General features: G+C 30.4%; 17 protein-coding genes. 3 read left to right on the forward strand and 14 right to left on the reverse strand.

Annotated elements, in window-relative coordinates; translation table 4 throughout:
* Positions 1-3: 3 nt before the first annotated feature.
* The 3 genes from SALLE_RS02640 to SALLE_RS02650 are packed head-to-tail and all read right to left on the reverse strand — an operon-like array spanning position 4 to position 1,721.
* On the reverse strand, positions 4-741 hold the full coding sequence (locus SALLE_RS02640) for an SDR family oxidoreductase (protein WP_115558090.1): 738 nt from the start codon (positions 739-741) through the stop codon (positions 4-6).
* Positions 722-1,024 (reverse strand): hypothetical protein, encoded by a 303-nt coding sequence (locus tag SALLE_RS02645; protein WP_115558091.1) that lies wholly within the window; start codon positions 1,022-1,024, stop codon positions 722-724. The genes SALLE_RS02640 and SALLE_RS02645 overlap by 20 nt, the downstream gene beginning before the upstream one ends.
* On the reverse strand, positions 1,017-1,721 hold the full coding sequence (locus SALLE_RS02650) for a hypothetical protein (protein ID WP_115558092.1): 705 nt from the start codon (positions 1,719-1,721) through the stop codon (positions 1,017-1,019). The genes SALLE_RS02645 and SALLE_RS02650 overlap by 8 nt, the downstream gene beginning before the upstream one ends.
* A gap of 96 nt (positions 1,722-1,817) precedes the next feature.
* On the opposite strand from SALLE_RS02650, the gene plsY reads away from it, so the two are divergent.
* Complete coding sequence (gene plsY, locus SALLE_RS02655) at positions 1,818-2,681, forward strand: glycerol-3-phosphate 1-O-acyltransferase PlsY (protein ID WP_115558093.1); 864 nt, start codon at positions 1,818-1,820, stop codon at positions 2,679-2,681.
* A 24-nt stretch (positions 2,682-2,705) separates the two neighbouring features.
* On the opposite strand, the gene SALLE_RS02660 is transcribed toward plsY, so the two are convergent.
* From SALLE_RS02660 to SALLE_RS02690, 7 genes are all read right to left on the reverse strand, one after another.
* Positions 2,706-2,924, reverse strand: coding sequence for a YneF family protein (locus SALLE_RS02660; protein WP_115558094.1), 219 nt, complete (start codon positions 2,922-2,924; stop codon positions 2,706-2,708).
* Positions 2,925-2,973: 49 nt separating this feature from the next.
* Positions 2,974-4,947, reverse strand: a complete 1,974-nt coding sequence (gene tkt, locus SALLE_RS02665; protein ID WP_425451053.1) for a transketolase — start codon at positions 4,945-4,947, stop codon at positions 2,974-2,976.
* Between the two features lie 131 nt (positions 4,948-5,078).
* The gene (locus tag SALLE_RS02670; protein WP_115558096.1) at positions 5,079-5,276 is read right to left on the reverse strand and encodes a DUF896 domain-containing protein; all 198 of its coding nucleotides are present in this window, start codon (positions 5,274-5,276) and stop codon (positions 5,079-5,081) included.
* A 1-nt stretch (position 5,277) separates the two neighbouring features.
* On the reverse strand, positions 5,278-6,234 hold the full coding sequence (locus tag SALLE_RS02675) for an ROK family protein (protein WP_115558097.1): 957 nt from the start codon (positions 6,232-6,234) through the stop codon (positions 5,278-5,280).
* Between the two features lie 11 nt (positions 6,235-6,245).
* Positions 6,246-7,466, reverse strand: a complete 1,221-nt coding sequence (gene yqeH / locus SALLE_RS02680) for a ribosome biogenesis GTPase YqeH (protein WP_115558098.1) — start codon at positions 7,464-7,466, stop codon at positions 6,246-6,248.
* On the reverse strand, positions 7,453-8,046 hold the full coding sequence (locus tag SALLE_RS02685) for a YqeG family HAD IIIA-type phosphatase (protein ID WP_115558099.1): 594 nt from the start codon (positions 8,044-8,046) through the stop codon (positions 7,453-7,455). The genes yqeH and SALLE_RS02685 overlap by 14 nt, the downstream gene beginning before the upstream one ends.
* Positions 8,047-8,104: 58 nt before the next feature.
* Positions 8,105-9,034 (reverse strand): hypothetical protein, encoded by a 930-nt coding sequence (locus SALLE_RS02690; protein WP_115558100.1) that lies wholly within the window; start codon positions 9,032-9,034, stop codon positions 8,105-8,107.
* A 95-nt stretch (positions 9,035-9,129) separates the two neighbouring features.
* Here SALLE_RS02690 and SALLE_RS02695 point away from each other — a divergent pair, with 95 nt between their 5' ends.
* Together SALLE_RS02695 and SALLE_RS02700 are read left to right on the forward strand one after the other, a co-directional pair.
* Positions 9,130-9,981 carry a hypothetical protein gene (locus tag SALLE_RS02695; RefSeq protein WP_115558101.1) on the forward strand — a complete coding sequence of 284 codons (852 nt, stop codon included), beginning with the start codon at positions 9,130-9,132 and terminating at the stop codon, positions 9,979-9,981.
* Between the two features lie 129 nt (positions 9,982-10,110).
* A complete protein-coding gene (locus SALLE_RS02700) occupies positions 10,111-10,608 on the forward strand; it encodes an isochorismatase family protein (RefSeq protein ID WP_115558102.1) in 498 nt (165 codons plus the stop codon).
* Positions 10,609-10,658: 50 nt separating this feature from the next.
* On the opposite strand, the gene arcC is transcribed toward SALLE_RS02700, so the two are convergent.
* The 4 genes from arcC to SALLE_RS02720 all read right to left on the reverse strand — a co-directional run bounded on the left by arcC (position 10,659) and on the right by SALLE_RS02720 (position 15,526).
* The gene (arcC, locus tag SALLE_RS02705; protein ID WP_115558103.1) at positions 10,659-11,591 is read right to left on the reverse strand and encodes a carbamate kinase; all 933 of its coding nucleotides are present in this window, start codon (positions 11,589-11,591) and stop codon (positions 10,659-10,661) included.
* A 60-nt stretch (positions 11,592-11,651) separates the two neighbouring features.
* A complete protein-coding gene (locus tag SALLE_RS02710) occupies positions 11,652-13,232 on the reverse strand; it encodes a YfcC family protein (RefSeq protein WP_162807938.1) in 1,581 nt (526 codons plus the stop codon).
* Between the two features lie 86 nt (positions 13,233-13,318).
* The gene (gene argF / locus SALLE_RS02715) at positions 13,319-14,314 is read right to left on the reverse strand and encodes an ornithine carbamoyltransferase (protein ID WP_115558104.1); all 996 of its coding nucleotides are present in this window, start codon (positions 14,312-14,314) and stop codon (positions 13,319-13,321) included.
* Positions 14,315-14,338: 24 nt separating this feature from the next.
* Complete coding sequence (locus SALLE_RS02720) at positions 14,339-15,526, reverse strand: arginine deiminase (RefSeq protein ID WP_115558105.1); 1,188 nt, start codon at positions 15,524-15,526, stop codon at positions 14,339-14,341.
* Between the last annotated feature and the right edge of the window lie 17 nt (positions 15,527-15,543).

Genomic DNA, 15,543 nt, shown 5'->3' on the forward strand with positions numbered 1-15,543 from the left:
CAATTATATTTTTTGATTAACATGAGAAATAACTAATTCTTTAATAGCGATATGCTGTGGCAAACTATAAATGTATAATATTTGCTGAGCTATTTCTTCACTGGTTAAACCATTATTTATTTTTTTCTTAATTGTTTTATATTTATCAACAATTTCCAAATTCTTGCTTGTACTTAAAAGATTGGTATCAACAATTGCTGGAGCAATCAAACAAATTCTGACTCCTGAATCACTTACTTCTCTTCTTACAGCTTCAGTAAGTGCGTGTACTCCGAATTTAGTTGCATTGTAAACCGCTCTTCAATCACTAGTTCATCTACCAGCAACTGAACCAACGTTAATTATTGTTCCATGATTACGTTTTGTCATATTGGATAGAACACAATCCATTCCGTTTATAACTCCTTTTAAGTTAATATCTATCATATCCATTTTTTCGTTATGATCTTGACTTAAAAACCAATCAACTGGCATCACTCCTGCATTATTTATTAAAAGATCGACGGGTCCAAACTCCTTTTCGCCTTTTTCAACAGCTTTTTTAAATTCTTGAAAATCTCTTACGTCAACTTTTGCAGCAATACAATTATTTAATTTTAACTCTTCTATTAATTCTACTCTTCGAGCCATTAATAATAACGGGAACCCTTGAGCTGCAAACATTTTTGCGCACGCAAGTCCAATACCGCTACTTGCTCCTGTAATTGCAATTAAAGGTTTATTATTTTTGCTTTTCTCCATTTGAATCAACCTCTTGTTCCTTGTTCTTTTTGTAAAAAAGTAATTGTAACTCTAATAGTGCCATTTCTTCTTTAATTTTTCTCATTGGAATTTGAAATTCTGGATTTTCATTTCTTCTTTGAATGGCAAAATAGTAAATTAACATTCCAATAATAGGAATCATAAATCAAAGTCATAATTTACCTCTTTTTATTTTATCAATCTCTTTCTCTTTTTTATAAAGTTCGCTTAATCGGTCTTCAATCTCTTTTAGTTCTTCGGGATTTAAATCTTTTTTAATCATTGGCTACTTCAACCACTCTTTTTAAAACTCTTTCAACTAAAATATCTACCGACTGTAAAACTATTTTTAATTCATTTAATTGTGTTAGAAATATTTGTTGATCACTATCTAGTTCTAGACTTGATGACTTTAAGTCAACAAATGAATTTGTTTGTAATCATAACACAAATTCTTCTACACGGGCAATTTTTTCAATAAAATCCTTCTCAGTTAAAGCGGTAGAAATTTTATTATTTAATTTAGTAGAAAATACCTCATTTCAAACACTTAGTTTAGTTTCTCTTACGATTGCTAAAAAATTATCAAAATAAAAATCAATTTGCTTGCTGAAAAAAGGAACATAAATTGACTCAAAAGTTGCTGTTGGATTAGTAATTGATTCAGCAGAAATCGGATCTGTAAAATTATTATAGTTTACATATGTCTGATAAAAATAGTGATATCTTTGGATGAATTGTGATATAACCATCGCTTCGTTAAAACTTTCTTCTTTAGCTAATTTTTCAAATAAGGCTTCCAAGTCATTTAAAAAATCCTTTGGTTCAACCTTTTTTGTAATTTTCTGAAATTCTTCAACCATGCCTTTATTTACTATAAAATCATTACTCTTATTATTTTTTAGTGATTTTAAATCATCTAAAATAATTTCTCTGATAATTGGTTTAAAATTAATCACTTCATTTATTTTTTGACTCATATTATTTCTCGCTTTCAATATAATATTATTTTAACTCATTTATTCAATTATCTATTATTTTATTGTAAAATAATGATTATATAAAGGAGTTCATAAATGATATTAGGTACATTATTTGCAAGTATAATTGGTTACTTGATTGGAAGTATTAGTTTTTCGATAGTTTTTGTTAGATTTAAAACTGGTGGCGATGTTCGAAAACATGGTAGTAATAATGCTGGAGCAACAAATGCTAGCAGGATTTTAGGAAAAAAATGAGGTTTATTCATTGTTTTTCTAGACCTTGTTAAAGTAGTGGTTGCATCATTTGTTGCTTTAGGAATAAGCGCGATTCCGCATTCATTATTTTCTGAAACTTCGTTATTTATCCCGGCTCTGTTCGCCTTAATTGGCCACTGTTACCCGGTCTATTACAAATTTAAAGGTGGAAAGGCTGTTAGTTGTTTTATTGGTCTAATATTAGTCGCAAATGGCTTCTATGCGGTTATTTTCACCATCATCTGATGAACTACTATATTTGTTTTTAGAAAAATAAGTATTTCATCACTTGCAGCAACTATTGGGGTTTTGATTTTAGCTTGAGTACCTCAAATATCAAGTTTATCAAATTTCAGTATAAATGGTAGTGATTTTAATCAAATTTACTTCCAAGATGATTTTGTCAGTCGCCAAACTTGAATGAATTTCTTTCATAGTTTTGTTGGTCAAGATGGTGATTACTTTTTTGAAAGTTGATTAGTAATTAACATTACTGTTACAATTGGGGGTATTATTCTAATTATAAAACACCATGCTAATATCAAAAGACTATTCCAAGGTACAGAACCATATTACTTTACTTACGGACAAAAAACTAAGCGTATTGATGTGACAAAAGAATCAGATCAGTTAGTAGAAAAAGAATCAGTTGTAAAAGAACTAAAATCAAAAATAACCAAAAAAGGCAATTCATCAGAATAATGAATTGCCTTTTTTAAATAATATCTAAGCGCCTTTTTTAACTGCGTTCATAGTTCTTTTTATATCGCTTTCGCTTGGTTTACGACCCATGCTCATATACATTGCACGAATTTGTGCTTCATTTATAGGTGGGTTTTCTTTCAGTTGTTTCTTTACGATTTTTTTAGTAATTAAAAAACCGCTAAAACCTCCGACTACGAGTGCAACAATAATTAAAATTAATACTCAATATCACTCTAGCATTGTAATCCCCCCTTCATAATATTTTTCTCTAATTAGAATAACACATTTTTTATTTATTTAATTTTTTAATTATTTCTTTACTAATTTTTTCAACTGTAAAGCCAAATTCTTTAATTACCAAATCACCAGGAGCTGAATGACCAAATTCATCAATTCCAAAACTATATCCAGAATCGCCTAAATATTTTCCTCATCCAAATGTTGTTCCCATTTCAATTGAAAATCTTTGAGTGTTTTTATTAATAATTTTGTCTTTGTAGTCTTTTGGTTGTTGATCAAATAAATTCATTGATGGCATTGAAACGACGTTAACTCCAATTTTTTGAGTTTTTTCAATTTCATCACGAACCTTAATCGCTAAGTTTACTTCACTACCAGTGGCAATCAAAGTAACTTTGGCATTTTTTGATTCTCTTATTAGGTAAGCGCCCTTTTTAACGTTTTCAAGAACTTTTTCATTTTGAATTTCTTCTAAATCTTGACGAGTTAAAATGAATGCACTTGGATGATTTTTATCCTCTAATGCTGTCATATAAGCTGCGTAAGTTTCTTTAAAATCAGCAGGTCTAAAAACATTTAAACCCGGAATACTTCTTAGCATTGCTAATTGTTCAACAGGTTCATGAGTTGGTCCATCTTCTCCGACTGCAACTGAATCGTGAGTGAAAACATAAAAGCTTTGTAAATTCATTAAAGCAGCTAATCTTATGGCTGGTTTCATGTAATCTGAGAACACAAAGAATCCTCCAGCAAATGGTAATAAACCTCCGTGAGCAGCAATTCCGTTATTAATTGCTGTCATTCCAAATTCTCTTACCCCATACATTAAGTTTCTTCCAACAAGGTTTTTGTTATTAAAATTACCATCTGCTCCTTTAGCTTTTGTTGAGGCGGTTAAATCTGCACTTCCCCCAATAAAAGAAGGAATTAGTTGTGAAATTTTGTCTAAAACTTGACCAGAAGAAACCCTTGTTGCTTGCGCTTTTCCAGGAACCATGCTTTCAAAATCGCTTTCCTTAATTTGGTAATTTTTAGAAATTGCATTTTTGAATTCTTTAAATTCTGTTGGGAAAGCTTTTTCATAATCTTTTAGTAATTTATCTCATTGCTCTTGAACTTTAGCTCCACGTTGAGCCACTTTTTCTTGGTAATGATCATAAACTTCTTTATCAATTTGAAAACTTTCGTTTGTTCAATTGTAATATTTTTTAACATTAACTAAATCATCTTTAACTGGTTCTCCATGAACTGAACTGGTTCCTTGTTTGGTTGCTCCCAATCCGATTATAGTTTTAACTTCAATGTAAGTTGGTTTTGAAGATTTTTTAGCTTTTTCAATTGCCTTGCTAATTGCATTTAAGTCTTCTCCATCAGTTACTAAAATAGTTTCTCAATTAGCTGATTTAAATCTTTCAATCATATTTTCAGATTGGGCAACATTAACTGGTCCATCCAATTGAATATCATTTGAATCATGAAAAACGATTAATTTGTTTAATTGATAATTACCAGCAAACGAAATTGCCTCTTGAGAAATTCCTTCTTGCAAATCTCCGTCCCCAAGTAAAACGTAGGTAAAGTGATCAATAATTTCAAATTTAGGTTTATTGAATTTACCTGCTAAATGTTTTTCAGCCACGGCCATTCCAACTGCTGCTGCTAGACCTTGTCCTAAAGGTCCGGTTGTCACCTCAACACCATCTGTCATTCCAAATTCGGGATGACCTGGAGTTAATGAATGTAATTGACGAAATTGTTTTAAATCCTCAATTGATAATTTATGACCACTTAAGTGTAAAATTGAGTATAATAATCCACTTCCATGACCTGCTGATAAAACGAATCTATCGCGATTAAATCACTTAGAATCTTTTGGATTAATATTGATATGTTTTGTATACAATTCATATACCATTGGAGCTGCCCCTAAAATAATTCCAGGGTGCCCTGAGTTAGCCTTATTTACTGCTTCTACTCCTAAAATTCTTAAACTGTTTAAAAATTTGTTACTTTTATTGTCCACCATTAAATAAATCTCCTTGACTTTATTATTATATAACTAATTTTATAGATTATAAATAATTTTGGAATTTTTACCATTTAAATTAATATAAAATAACTAAAAATAGTAGCATTAGCTACTATTTTAAAAAATTATTTTCGTTTCGGGGTAATGTCGTTCCCATCTTTATCCACAACTTTAATTGCTTCTAAATGTTGTTTAAATCCAGCTCGAAAGTTTTTAATATATTCTTCACGCAATAGTGTTCGCTCATTTGTTTCGCTTAAAGTTAAATCTCTATCCTTAGCAATTTGGCTTAACTCATTAATTCTCTTAATTAACTTTTCCATATTACTTACCTTCTTTTTGAAGAGCATAATATGCGGCTCCAATTATCCCAGCATCATTTCCTAATTCTGCGGTTTGAATTTTTAAATCCGCTGCATAAACTGGCAACAATAATGGTTTTAGTCCGGTTCTGATAATATCAATTAGAGGGTCACCCATTTTGCTCCCCCCTCCACCAATTAAAATTGCTTCTGGATCCAATGCTTTAGTCATTAGTGCCATATGATTTAATAATGGCTTATACATTGTGATAATTAAATCTTTTAAATCTTGGGGAAAATTATTTTTTTTATAGACATTCGCGATGTCTACCATTTCAACTTCTTGGGGATTAGGAAAGTAACTTAAAGTTGAGTGATTTGGATTTTTCAGTCAAAATTTCTTAATGGCTTTACTTAGACCAACAGCGCTTGTGGTCGGTTCTAAACAATGTTTCAAACCACAATTACAGTCAATTTCGTGTTGCATATCACCACCGTGACCAAATTCTCCCGCATAACCGTGTTGACCTTGAATTAATTGTCCGTTAATGATGATTGCTCCTCCGATTCCAGTACCAAGAGTGTAAAAAACCACTGATTTATATTTTTCCCCAGATCCAACTCAAAACTCACCTAGCGCTGCTGCGTTGGCGTCATTTAAAACGACTACAGGTTTTTTGAATAATTTTTCTGCTTGATCTTTGAGATTAAAGTCGAATCAATTAAGATTACCAGCGATTCTAACAATACCTTGTTCATGGTCGATGAATCCCGCAGTTGAAAATCCGATTAAATCAATTTCTTCGTATTGAAAGTTTGATTCCTTCAGTTTTTCCTTAATTTTTTCTAACAGATTGGGTAAAATGTTTTTCATATCGTTTTCTACAATAAAGTTAATATCTACCTTACCATTCTGATCAACAATTCCAACTTTTGCGCTTGTCCCACCAAGATCGATTGACAATATTTTATTTTTCATTATTTCACCCCTTAAATAAGTGCTGGTAACAATTGGATTTTAACACCCATTGCTGTTTTTGGAAATGTCACACTAATTTTTAATCCTGGATAGGAATTGAAATTAACTCATCCTAAACCCGAAATATGTAAGTCAACATTTTCGCTTTTAGAAAATTCAAATTTTTTAGTTTCAAATTCACTGTCATTATCAGCTAAGCGAGGAGCTAATACATGACGATTTTTTCTAAAGTAATTTTCAGCATTGATTGCCTTAGTTCGATGCAATGGTAAATTTCGATTTACATAGAAATGAAAATTTGTGGCATTGCGCGATTTATGATTACTTAGTGGATTAATTCCCTCTTCGAAAGTGATTCAAGCAATTCCACCATAAAAAATTGTTTGTCCCGATTCTAATTGATAAGTTTTTTGAACTAATTCTTTGGCGAAAAAGAAAAAGTCTCAATATGAAGTTGCTGTTGCATTAGCTATGTGATGATGTTTCACCAAACCCGGAGTATCATAAATAGAATTGTTTTCTGTAAAATTAATTTTTATTCTGTCTAAAGTTGTATTTACATATTTACTAGCAACAATTGAAGAAATTTGGTTATTTGCTTTTAACATGGCGTTTATTAGGCTCGACTTACCAGCATTAGAAATTCCAACAACATACTGATCATAACTTACCTTCATTATTTCTTTTAGCAATTCTTCAACATAAATATTTTTCAAAGAACTTGTTAAAATAATTTTAGATTCTTTTAATGGAGTTGATGAAAATAGCTCCTTAACATATTTAATTATTTTCTCAGGTTTAACTGATTTTGGTAATAAGTCCTTTTTGTTAACAACGATTACAACTTCTTTAGTGGCAATTAATGATTCCAATCAAGTAATTCTGCTACCAGGAAGGTCGAATATATCGATTACATAATAGTAACGAATTTTATTTTTTTCTTTATTGATATTGTCTAAAATTTCAATAAAATCTTTATCATTAATTTCTTGTTCGACTAGACTATTATAGTACTTTATTTTAAAGCAACGAAGACAATAATCTTGCAGTTCGATATCCTTTACATAACCAGGTTTTTTAATATCTCTGGTATGAAGAAAATGACCACATCCAACACACTTTTTATTAGACTCGTTTTTATTAGTTGTATTACCAACATTTTCATCATTTTCTTTTAAAGCAGTTTTTGACTTGCCTTTTTTGCTTCCATCATCTGAATTAAAGAATCTCATAATTACCTCCTAATTCACCCTCTGTATAAAAACCTTCCTGAAGAATATTTTTTTGTGACAAACTCTTATAAATAAAGTTCTCCAAGAACCTCACAATTTTGCTGTCCTCATTTATTTTACTAATTGGTGAAACCAAAATACTTTTAATGTGAGCTCGATTGGCGACTAAAATATCAGTTATTAGTTGATCGCCAATCATAATAATTTCTGAATCATCGAATGGTAGTAATTTTTTTACAATTTTCATTTTACCCAAAAGCGGCTTTTTACAATCTCAAAAATAATTTTCAATCCCAGCTTTTTTTGCGAAGTTTTGAACTCTACTTCTGATATTATTTGAAAACAAAACAAATTCAAAACCATTTTCCTTAACATTTTTAACAAAATTCATTATATCTGCATTTGGAACTCTTTGATTTCAACCAATCAAAGTATTATCTAAATCACATAAAATAACTTTAATTCCGCTATTTTTCAAACTATTTAAATTAATTTTTTTATAACTTCTTAAGTAAATTGAGGGTTTGAAATAGTTTAGAAGTAAAAAGTTTCTGCCGCTGTTATTTTTCTTATTTGCCATTTTTAAGCCCTCCCTTTAGACACATATTTATATTATATTTGAATTTAATGCCAAATTGCTAACTTTGACCACTTTTTATGTATTTATTATCTTTATACGGAAGGAAAGAAAATGAATACAAAAAATCAATTAGTAATAATAATTTTAAAACATCGTTATAGCAATGTTTACGTATTTGTTTTATATCATTATTCAATTCTTTATATTTTTCTAGACTCACTTTTTTATAACTATAAAATTCAAGAGCTCGACAAGAGAGTTCATAAACATCTTTCTCCTCATAAAAATCATAATTATTTATTTGTTTAAAATAATCAAAAAACTTTTTCAAACCCGGTATGGAAATCATATCTTCGCCACACCAACCTGTCTTTAAAAAATTTTTAACATGAAATTCATGCCCCTCTTTATTAAAATTAGAAAAAGCTAAAGCTTCTTCTAATGGTTTATAAATATCAAAAGAATTAATGTCTGGTAAAGGACCTTTGCTATTGAAGTTGAATAAATCAATTTTTTTATTCTTGAATAATCCGTGGTATTTAGCTGCTCACTCGCGAATTATTTTATTATCATTAGTACCACCGGCAACAATCATTGTTCTTATTCTTTTTTTAATGCAGTTTGACAAAAAACTTTTAATCATTTTTTCGTACTGAGCTTCAAAGTCATACTTGCTATCGTTATAACCCCTTTTTAGAGATACCGATTGTATCGCTTTTGTATTATCTCTTGTTGTAATTTCTTTTAAGTTACTTATAAATGAATATTGAAAAACTACTACTACATCTTTTCTATTTTCATTATAAAGCTTTTCGTTGTTTGGATCATTTCGGTCGTGGGAGTGGTTGAAAAATTCAGTATCAATAACAATCGCTGGAAATTTAATCTGACTTAAGTAAGAATTTAACTTAGTTCGATCAATTTTCATAAATTGATGTTCATTAATAAAGAATTTGCCATCTCTTGGCGTAATTGAATATTTCTTCATGATACCACTCTCTCTTAATAAATAATATCAAATAAATTCTATTTTTTAAAAGTATTATGTTATAACATTTAAGTAAGAAAGTTTTGGAGATTTAAATGAAAAAAACCAATTATGATAAAAATTTAAAGCAATTTATAGATGAAATTGCTTTGTCTTGATTTAAAAATAATTTATCAATTAAAATAGAAAAATTAAAAAAAGACTTTTTAGAAATTTCAAACGGTGGTTTTGGTGAGTTCAACCCCCTAAGCGATGAAAATGCTGCAATTTCAATTAAACCACAGGTGATTGACAATGTCTACAAAGATTTTCAAATTAGGGTATCTGAGTGAAAAACCATTGAAGACATTAACTCATACTCTATTGATAGCCAAAATATTTTTGATTTATCAAAAATATTTTCAAATCAAAATACAGAAATCGGGACAGATATTGTTCAAGACTTAATTGAAAATCAAGTTGATATTGGAGAATTGATTGTTAAAGTTCAAATTGAAACTATCATTAAAATGTTGGCAAATAGCCTAGAAATAATGAATGATTTGGTAAATAAATTAGGACCTACTACCACATTGCAAAGTATCGATTTAGAGGACTTAGATTACATTTTAAAATTAAGTATTAAAAAATCAGTTGATAATTTTGAAAAATGAATAAATAGCAATTATAAAGAACTAGAAAATTTTAAGGAAGAATTTTTAATTCTTAAAGACGATAAAAAAGATTTAGAAATTAGGTTAGAAAAAGCTGATGTAATCAACATATTCTTTAAACAATTTAAAAGTAAAGAAATCGCCAAAGACATTGAGTCAATTGATTTAAATAATGATGCTGGTGTTTCGCAAAATACAGCTGAAAAGTTCATTAATTTTACTAACGGAGCACAAATAGCTGGAGATATTAAAAACCGTATTAAAATAGCTATTTTAATAAAAGAATCTTTTTAAAACTTTGTTCAATATTTAACAAAGTTTTTTATTTAAAAAAATATGGTTAAAGAAAATTTAATAAGCTAATTGATAATTATATCTATGCAGCAAATATTTGATAAAATATTTAAAGAAAGTGGTGAATGAATGAAAAAGGCGTTGTTAATAGTTGATTACCAATATGACTTTGTAAATCCTTTAGGAAGCCTATATGTTAAAGGTGCAGAAAAATTGTCAAATTACATCACGGAATTATTGACAAAATTTAAAGAAGAAAATCACATGGTTTTTGCTTCTCAAGACTGACATCCTAATAATCATTATTCATTTAAGCAATGAGGCGTTCATTGTTTACAAAATGAACAAGGCTCGCAATTGTGCCTTCCAGTTGATCAAGTTGATGAAATAATTATTAAAGGAACAGACCCTGAAATAGAAAGCTACAGCGCTTTTTATGATGAAAAAGGCAATAGTAATCATCTTCACGAAAAATTGGAGCAACTAGGCATCAAAGAACTAACAATTGTGGGAGTAGCCACCGATATTTGTGTTGCTAATACAGTTGCAGACGCAATTAAATTGGGTTACAAAACTATTCTAGACTTAGAGGGTTGTGCTGGATTTACCGACAAAATCCCCTTCTAATTTACAATATTAAAGTTAAAAAAAGAATCCTAATGGATTCTTTTTTAGTGCTATAACATTATTTTTGTTCCTGAATTTCCCTCAAGAACTTCTTTAACTTTTTCTAGATTTCCAATTACTGCAATATTATCTTTTTTTCTTGCAGCAAAACTAATTGCCGCTTCAACTTTTGGTAACATGCTTCCTGGAGCGAATTGGTTGTCTTTGATATGTTTCTCTAAATCTGTTGTTGAAATTTCCTTCAATGCTTCTTGGTTTGGTTTACCATAATTTATCATAATATTATCAACAGCAGTCAAGATAATTAGTTGATCGGCATTAATAATTTCTGCTAATTTTGCTGCAGCAAAATCTTTATCAATTACAGCAGCAACACCAACTAAATTTCTTTCTTCAAGAATGACAGGAATTCCTCCACCTCCTGCTGCGATTGGAACGATATGATTTTCAACCATTGAAATAACAATATTTTTCTCAACGATATCAGTTGGTTTTGGTGAAGCGATGACTCTTCTTCATCCCCTACCAGCATCTTCTTTAATTGACCAATTATTTTTTGCTGCTAAATCTTTGGCGGTCTTTTCATCATAAAAAGATCCGATTGGTTTTGTAGGATTTTTAAATGCTTGGTCATTTTTATCAACTAATGTCTGAGTGATTAAACTAGCAACTTCTTTTTTTAAATTCATTTTTTTTAACTCATTATTTAAAGCCTGTTGCAAATGATAACCAATGTAACCTTGACTCATACTTCCGCATTCTGGAAAATCAACGATTGGAGATTTACTCTCATTTTTATGAGCAATATCAAACCCTAAGTTAATCATACCTACTTGAGGACCGTTACCATGAACAATCACTAGTTTATTGCCTGCAGCAATAATATTTGCTAAATGTTTTGCGGTATTTTTAACAATTTGTTTTTGTTCTTCTGGGCTATCACCTAAAGCGTTTCCCCCGATTGCTACAACAATTTTACTCATTTTAATTTTCTCCTTTATTAAAAATATCACACACCAAGTGTGTGATATTAGTTTTTATTTTTAAAAAATTGGTGATGGTAATAATGGACCAACTGAAAGTAATACAATCGAAATTAGTAATACTCCTAGTAGGTAAATTCATCCACCTTTAAATATTTTGCTGTACTCAATTTTAGCAATTCCTAATGCTCCCATTACTACTCCTGAAGTTGGAGTAAATAGGTTTAAGAAACCTGAAGCAAATGAGAATGCTGTAATCGATCCACTAGCCGCACTTATTGAAATGCTTCCAGCAACTGGTCCTCATAAAGGGAATATTGCTGTGGCAAATCCTGAAGTTGATGGAATTAAGAATGATAAAGGAATAAAGAGGAAGAAAGAAATTACTACAAATCCTATTGTATTTAATCCTCCCAGACCACTTGAAAGTCCAGTAATAATTAGAGTTTGTAAACCAGTTTCGCTCATAATGAATCCAAGTCCAGCTGCAACTGCAATTACCAAACATACTCCTAACATATCTTTACTTCCAACAATAAAACCATCAATATAGTCTTCCTCACCTTTTCAATCAATTAATGCAATAATTAATGAACTAATAATGAAGAAACATGCAACCTCAACAAGTCCACCAGTTCCAAATCCTGGAATTAGTCCTGAAAGGAAGAAAACGTATTTGTTAAATCATTCCCCCGCTTGTTCTGCACCGTTACTTCCTAGGATGTCATTTCACCCCACTAAGTACAAAATCATAATTACAAAGGTTAATAAAAACACTACAAGTGAAGCGATTCTTTTTTTATTGAATTTTACTTCTTCAACTGATTCGCCAAGAAAGAAAATACGATCTCTTTCAGCTGTTTCGAAAACAACTGATTTTTGTGGATTTTTTTTAACCTTACTTGCATATCACATAATAAAGCAAATTGTGAAAAAAGTGAAGATTATTCAACCAATTCAACGAAATGCCATTCCTGTACTAGTTGTTAGTTCTGCAACTTTTGAAGCTTCAACAGCCAAACCAATTAAGAATGGGTTTACTGTTGAGGCAACAACCCCGGCTCCGGCTCCAAATAAAACAATCATCAAGGCTGTAAAGCTATCAAAACCCGCAGCAATCATTAATGGAATTACAATCATGTAGAAACCTAATGTTTCTTCTGCCATCCCATAAGTTGAACCACAAAAACTGAAGAAGGTTACTAAGATTGGGATAACTCAAATTGTTCTTTTACCCATTTTTTTAGTTATTGATTGGGTAAAAGCTTCCAGTGCTTTTGTTCTCATTATTATGTTCAAGAAACCTCCCAAACAAATAATGAAGATAATAATATCCGCTTTACCAACAAATCCTTTAGTCATTGCTAGGAAAATATCGAATATTCCAGCTCCTTTTACAACTACGTCTTTTTCAATTGTTTCAGGTACAAGAACTCCTCCACCAGGAGCGATATGTTCAGGAACTACTCTATCATAACTTCAGCCTGCTAAATTACCAATTCAGGTAAATATCACAACTATAAATAGTATGAAAAACAAGATTGTAAACGACGTTGGCATTTTAAATTTTCTTTTTTTGGCTGGTTTCGAACTCTTATCAGCTTTGAAATCTACATCAACCACTTTGTCATTTTTTTTCATAAAAAACCTTTCTATATTTAACAGATATAATGTTTATTTTAAACAATATTTCCTTAAATTAATAGTTCTTTATAATATTTTAAAAACTAATTTCCAATCATCGCAACCATAACGGCTTTGATTGAGTGAACGCGGTTCTCAGCTTCTTCAAAAACAACTGAATTTTTAGATCTAAAGACCTCGTCGGTAACTTCCATTTCTTTTAAACCAAATTTTTTATTGATATCCATTCCTACTTCTGTATTTAAATCATGGAAAGCTGGTAAACAGTGCATAAATAATGCGTCTGCTTTAGCTTGTTTTAAAATTTCTTTGTTAACTTGATATGGTTTTAATTCTTTAACTCTTGATTCTCAAACCTCAGCAGGTTCTCCCATTGAAACTCAAACATCTGTATAAAGTACGTCAGCATCTTTGGCAGCTAGTTTTGCATCTTCTTGAAATTCAATTTTAGCACCAGTTTCTTTGGCAATTGCTTGACATTCTTTTACTAAATCTTCATCAGGTCAGTATTTTTTTGGTGCAGCAGCAACAAAGTGCATTCCCATTTTAGCAGCCCCAATCATTAGTGAGTTACCCATATTGTTTCGAGCATCTCCGAAGAAAACTAATTTTTTACCTTTTAATTCCCCTCTTTCCTCAATGATAGTCATAAAGTCAGCTAGAATTTGAGTTGGATGGTATTTGTCTGTTAATCCATTAAATACTGGAACTCCGGCGTGATTGATTAGAATCTCAACATCTTCTTGTTTATAACCCCTAAATTCAATTCCGTCATACATTCTTCCTAAAACTTTGGCAGTATCTTCAACAGATTCTTTTTTACCCATTTGTGATCCACTAGGTCCTAAGTAAGTAACTCGAGCACCTTGGTCAAGAGCTGCTACTTCAAAAGCACATCTAGTTCTTGTTGAATCTTTTTGAAATAGCAAGCAAATATTTTTACCTACTAATTTTGGAATTTCATTCCCAGCGTATTTAGCTCTTTTTAAATCCCTTGCTAAGTCTAGCAAGTATCTAATTTCTCTTGGTGAGAAATCTAGTAAAGTTCTAAGACTTCTCCCTCTTAAATTTAAGGCCATATTTTTTCTCCTAACTTATATAGTTTATTTTAAATCTTCTCTTACTAGTGGCATTGTCATACAACGAGGTCCACCTCTACCGCGAGAAAGTTCGCTACTTGGAGTTGTGATTACCTCAACTCCAGCTTTTTTAAGTAAATCAATTGTTACTCAGTTTCTTTCATAAGCAATTACTTTACCTGGAGCGATTGTGATTACGTTTGTTCCATCGTTTCATTGTTCTCTACCTGCAGCAATTTCATCTGATCCACCACATTTTATTAGTTGAACATCTTTTCCAACTACTGAACTTAAGAATTCAATTAATGGTAGTTTAATTTCTTTTTTACCTGCTTTTGTAATTTCGAATATTTTAAATTCACTTATTGCATCGAAAATCAATGGATGCACAATAAATTTATCAAAATCAATATTAGTAAATACTGTATCTAAGTGCATATAACTTCTAGTTTTAGGCAAGTCTAATACTATAATTTTTTTAAATGTTTCTTCACCCTTGAATAAGTTTTGAGCTAATTTTTCAACAGCTTCATGACTTGTTCTTTGTGAAACACCAATTATTAATGTCTCCTTATTTAATACTAAGATGTCACCACCTTCGATAAAATCTTTATATTCTCTTTGATAAACTTTTTCTACATTATTTTTGTAATCTTTGTGATTATCAAAAACAAAGTCTGGAAATAGTGTTTCGCGATTTCTTGTCTCACTTCACATTTTGTGAATTGTAACTTTATTACCAACTGATGCAAATGGATCTCTTTGGAATAAAACGTTTGGCAGTGGATCTGCGATAAATGGATATGGTGATTTGTCATCTTGATTTAACTCAATTTTTTTAGTACCACCAATCATTTGTTTTACCATGTCAATATTTGTCATTTTTGATAAAAAGTCTTTAAAATCTTTTGCATATTCTTTTTTGACTTTTGCTTCTTCGATAAATTTGTTAATAAAACCGTCTCTTAAATCTGGGTTTTGATCTAGTGCTTCAGCAACTAGATTTTCAATATATTTTACTGTTACTCCGTTTTCAGTTAGCAATTGGGTAAACCTATCATGTTCATACTGTGCAACTTTTAGAAAAGGAATATCATCAAATAGTAAACGGTCTAATAAATCTGGAGTTAAATTTTCAACTTCATTTCCTGGACGGTGTACTAAAACTTCTTTTAATTTTCCGATTTCTGAAAATACATTAATTTTGCTCATATTAATAATTCCTCCTT

This window comes from Spiroplasma alleghenense, assembly GCF_003363775.1.
GTDB classification, from domain to species: Bacteria; Bacillota_I; Bacilli_A; order Mycoplasmatales; family Mycoplasmataceae; genus Spiroplasma_B; species Spiroplasma_B alleghenense.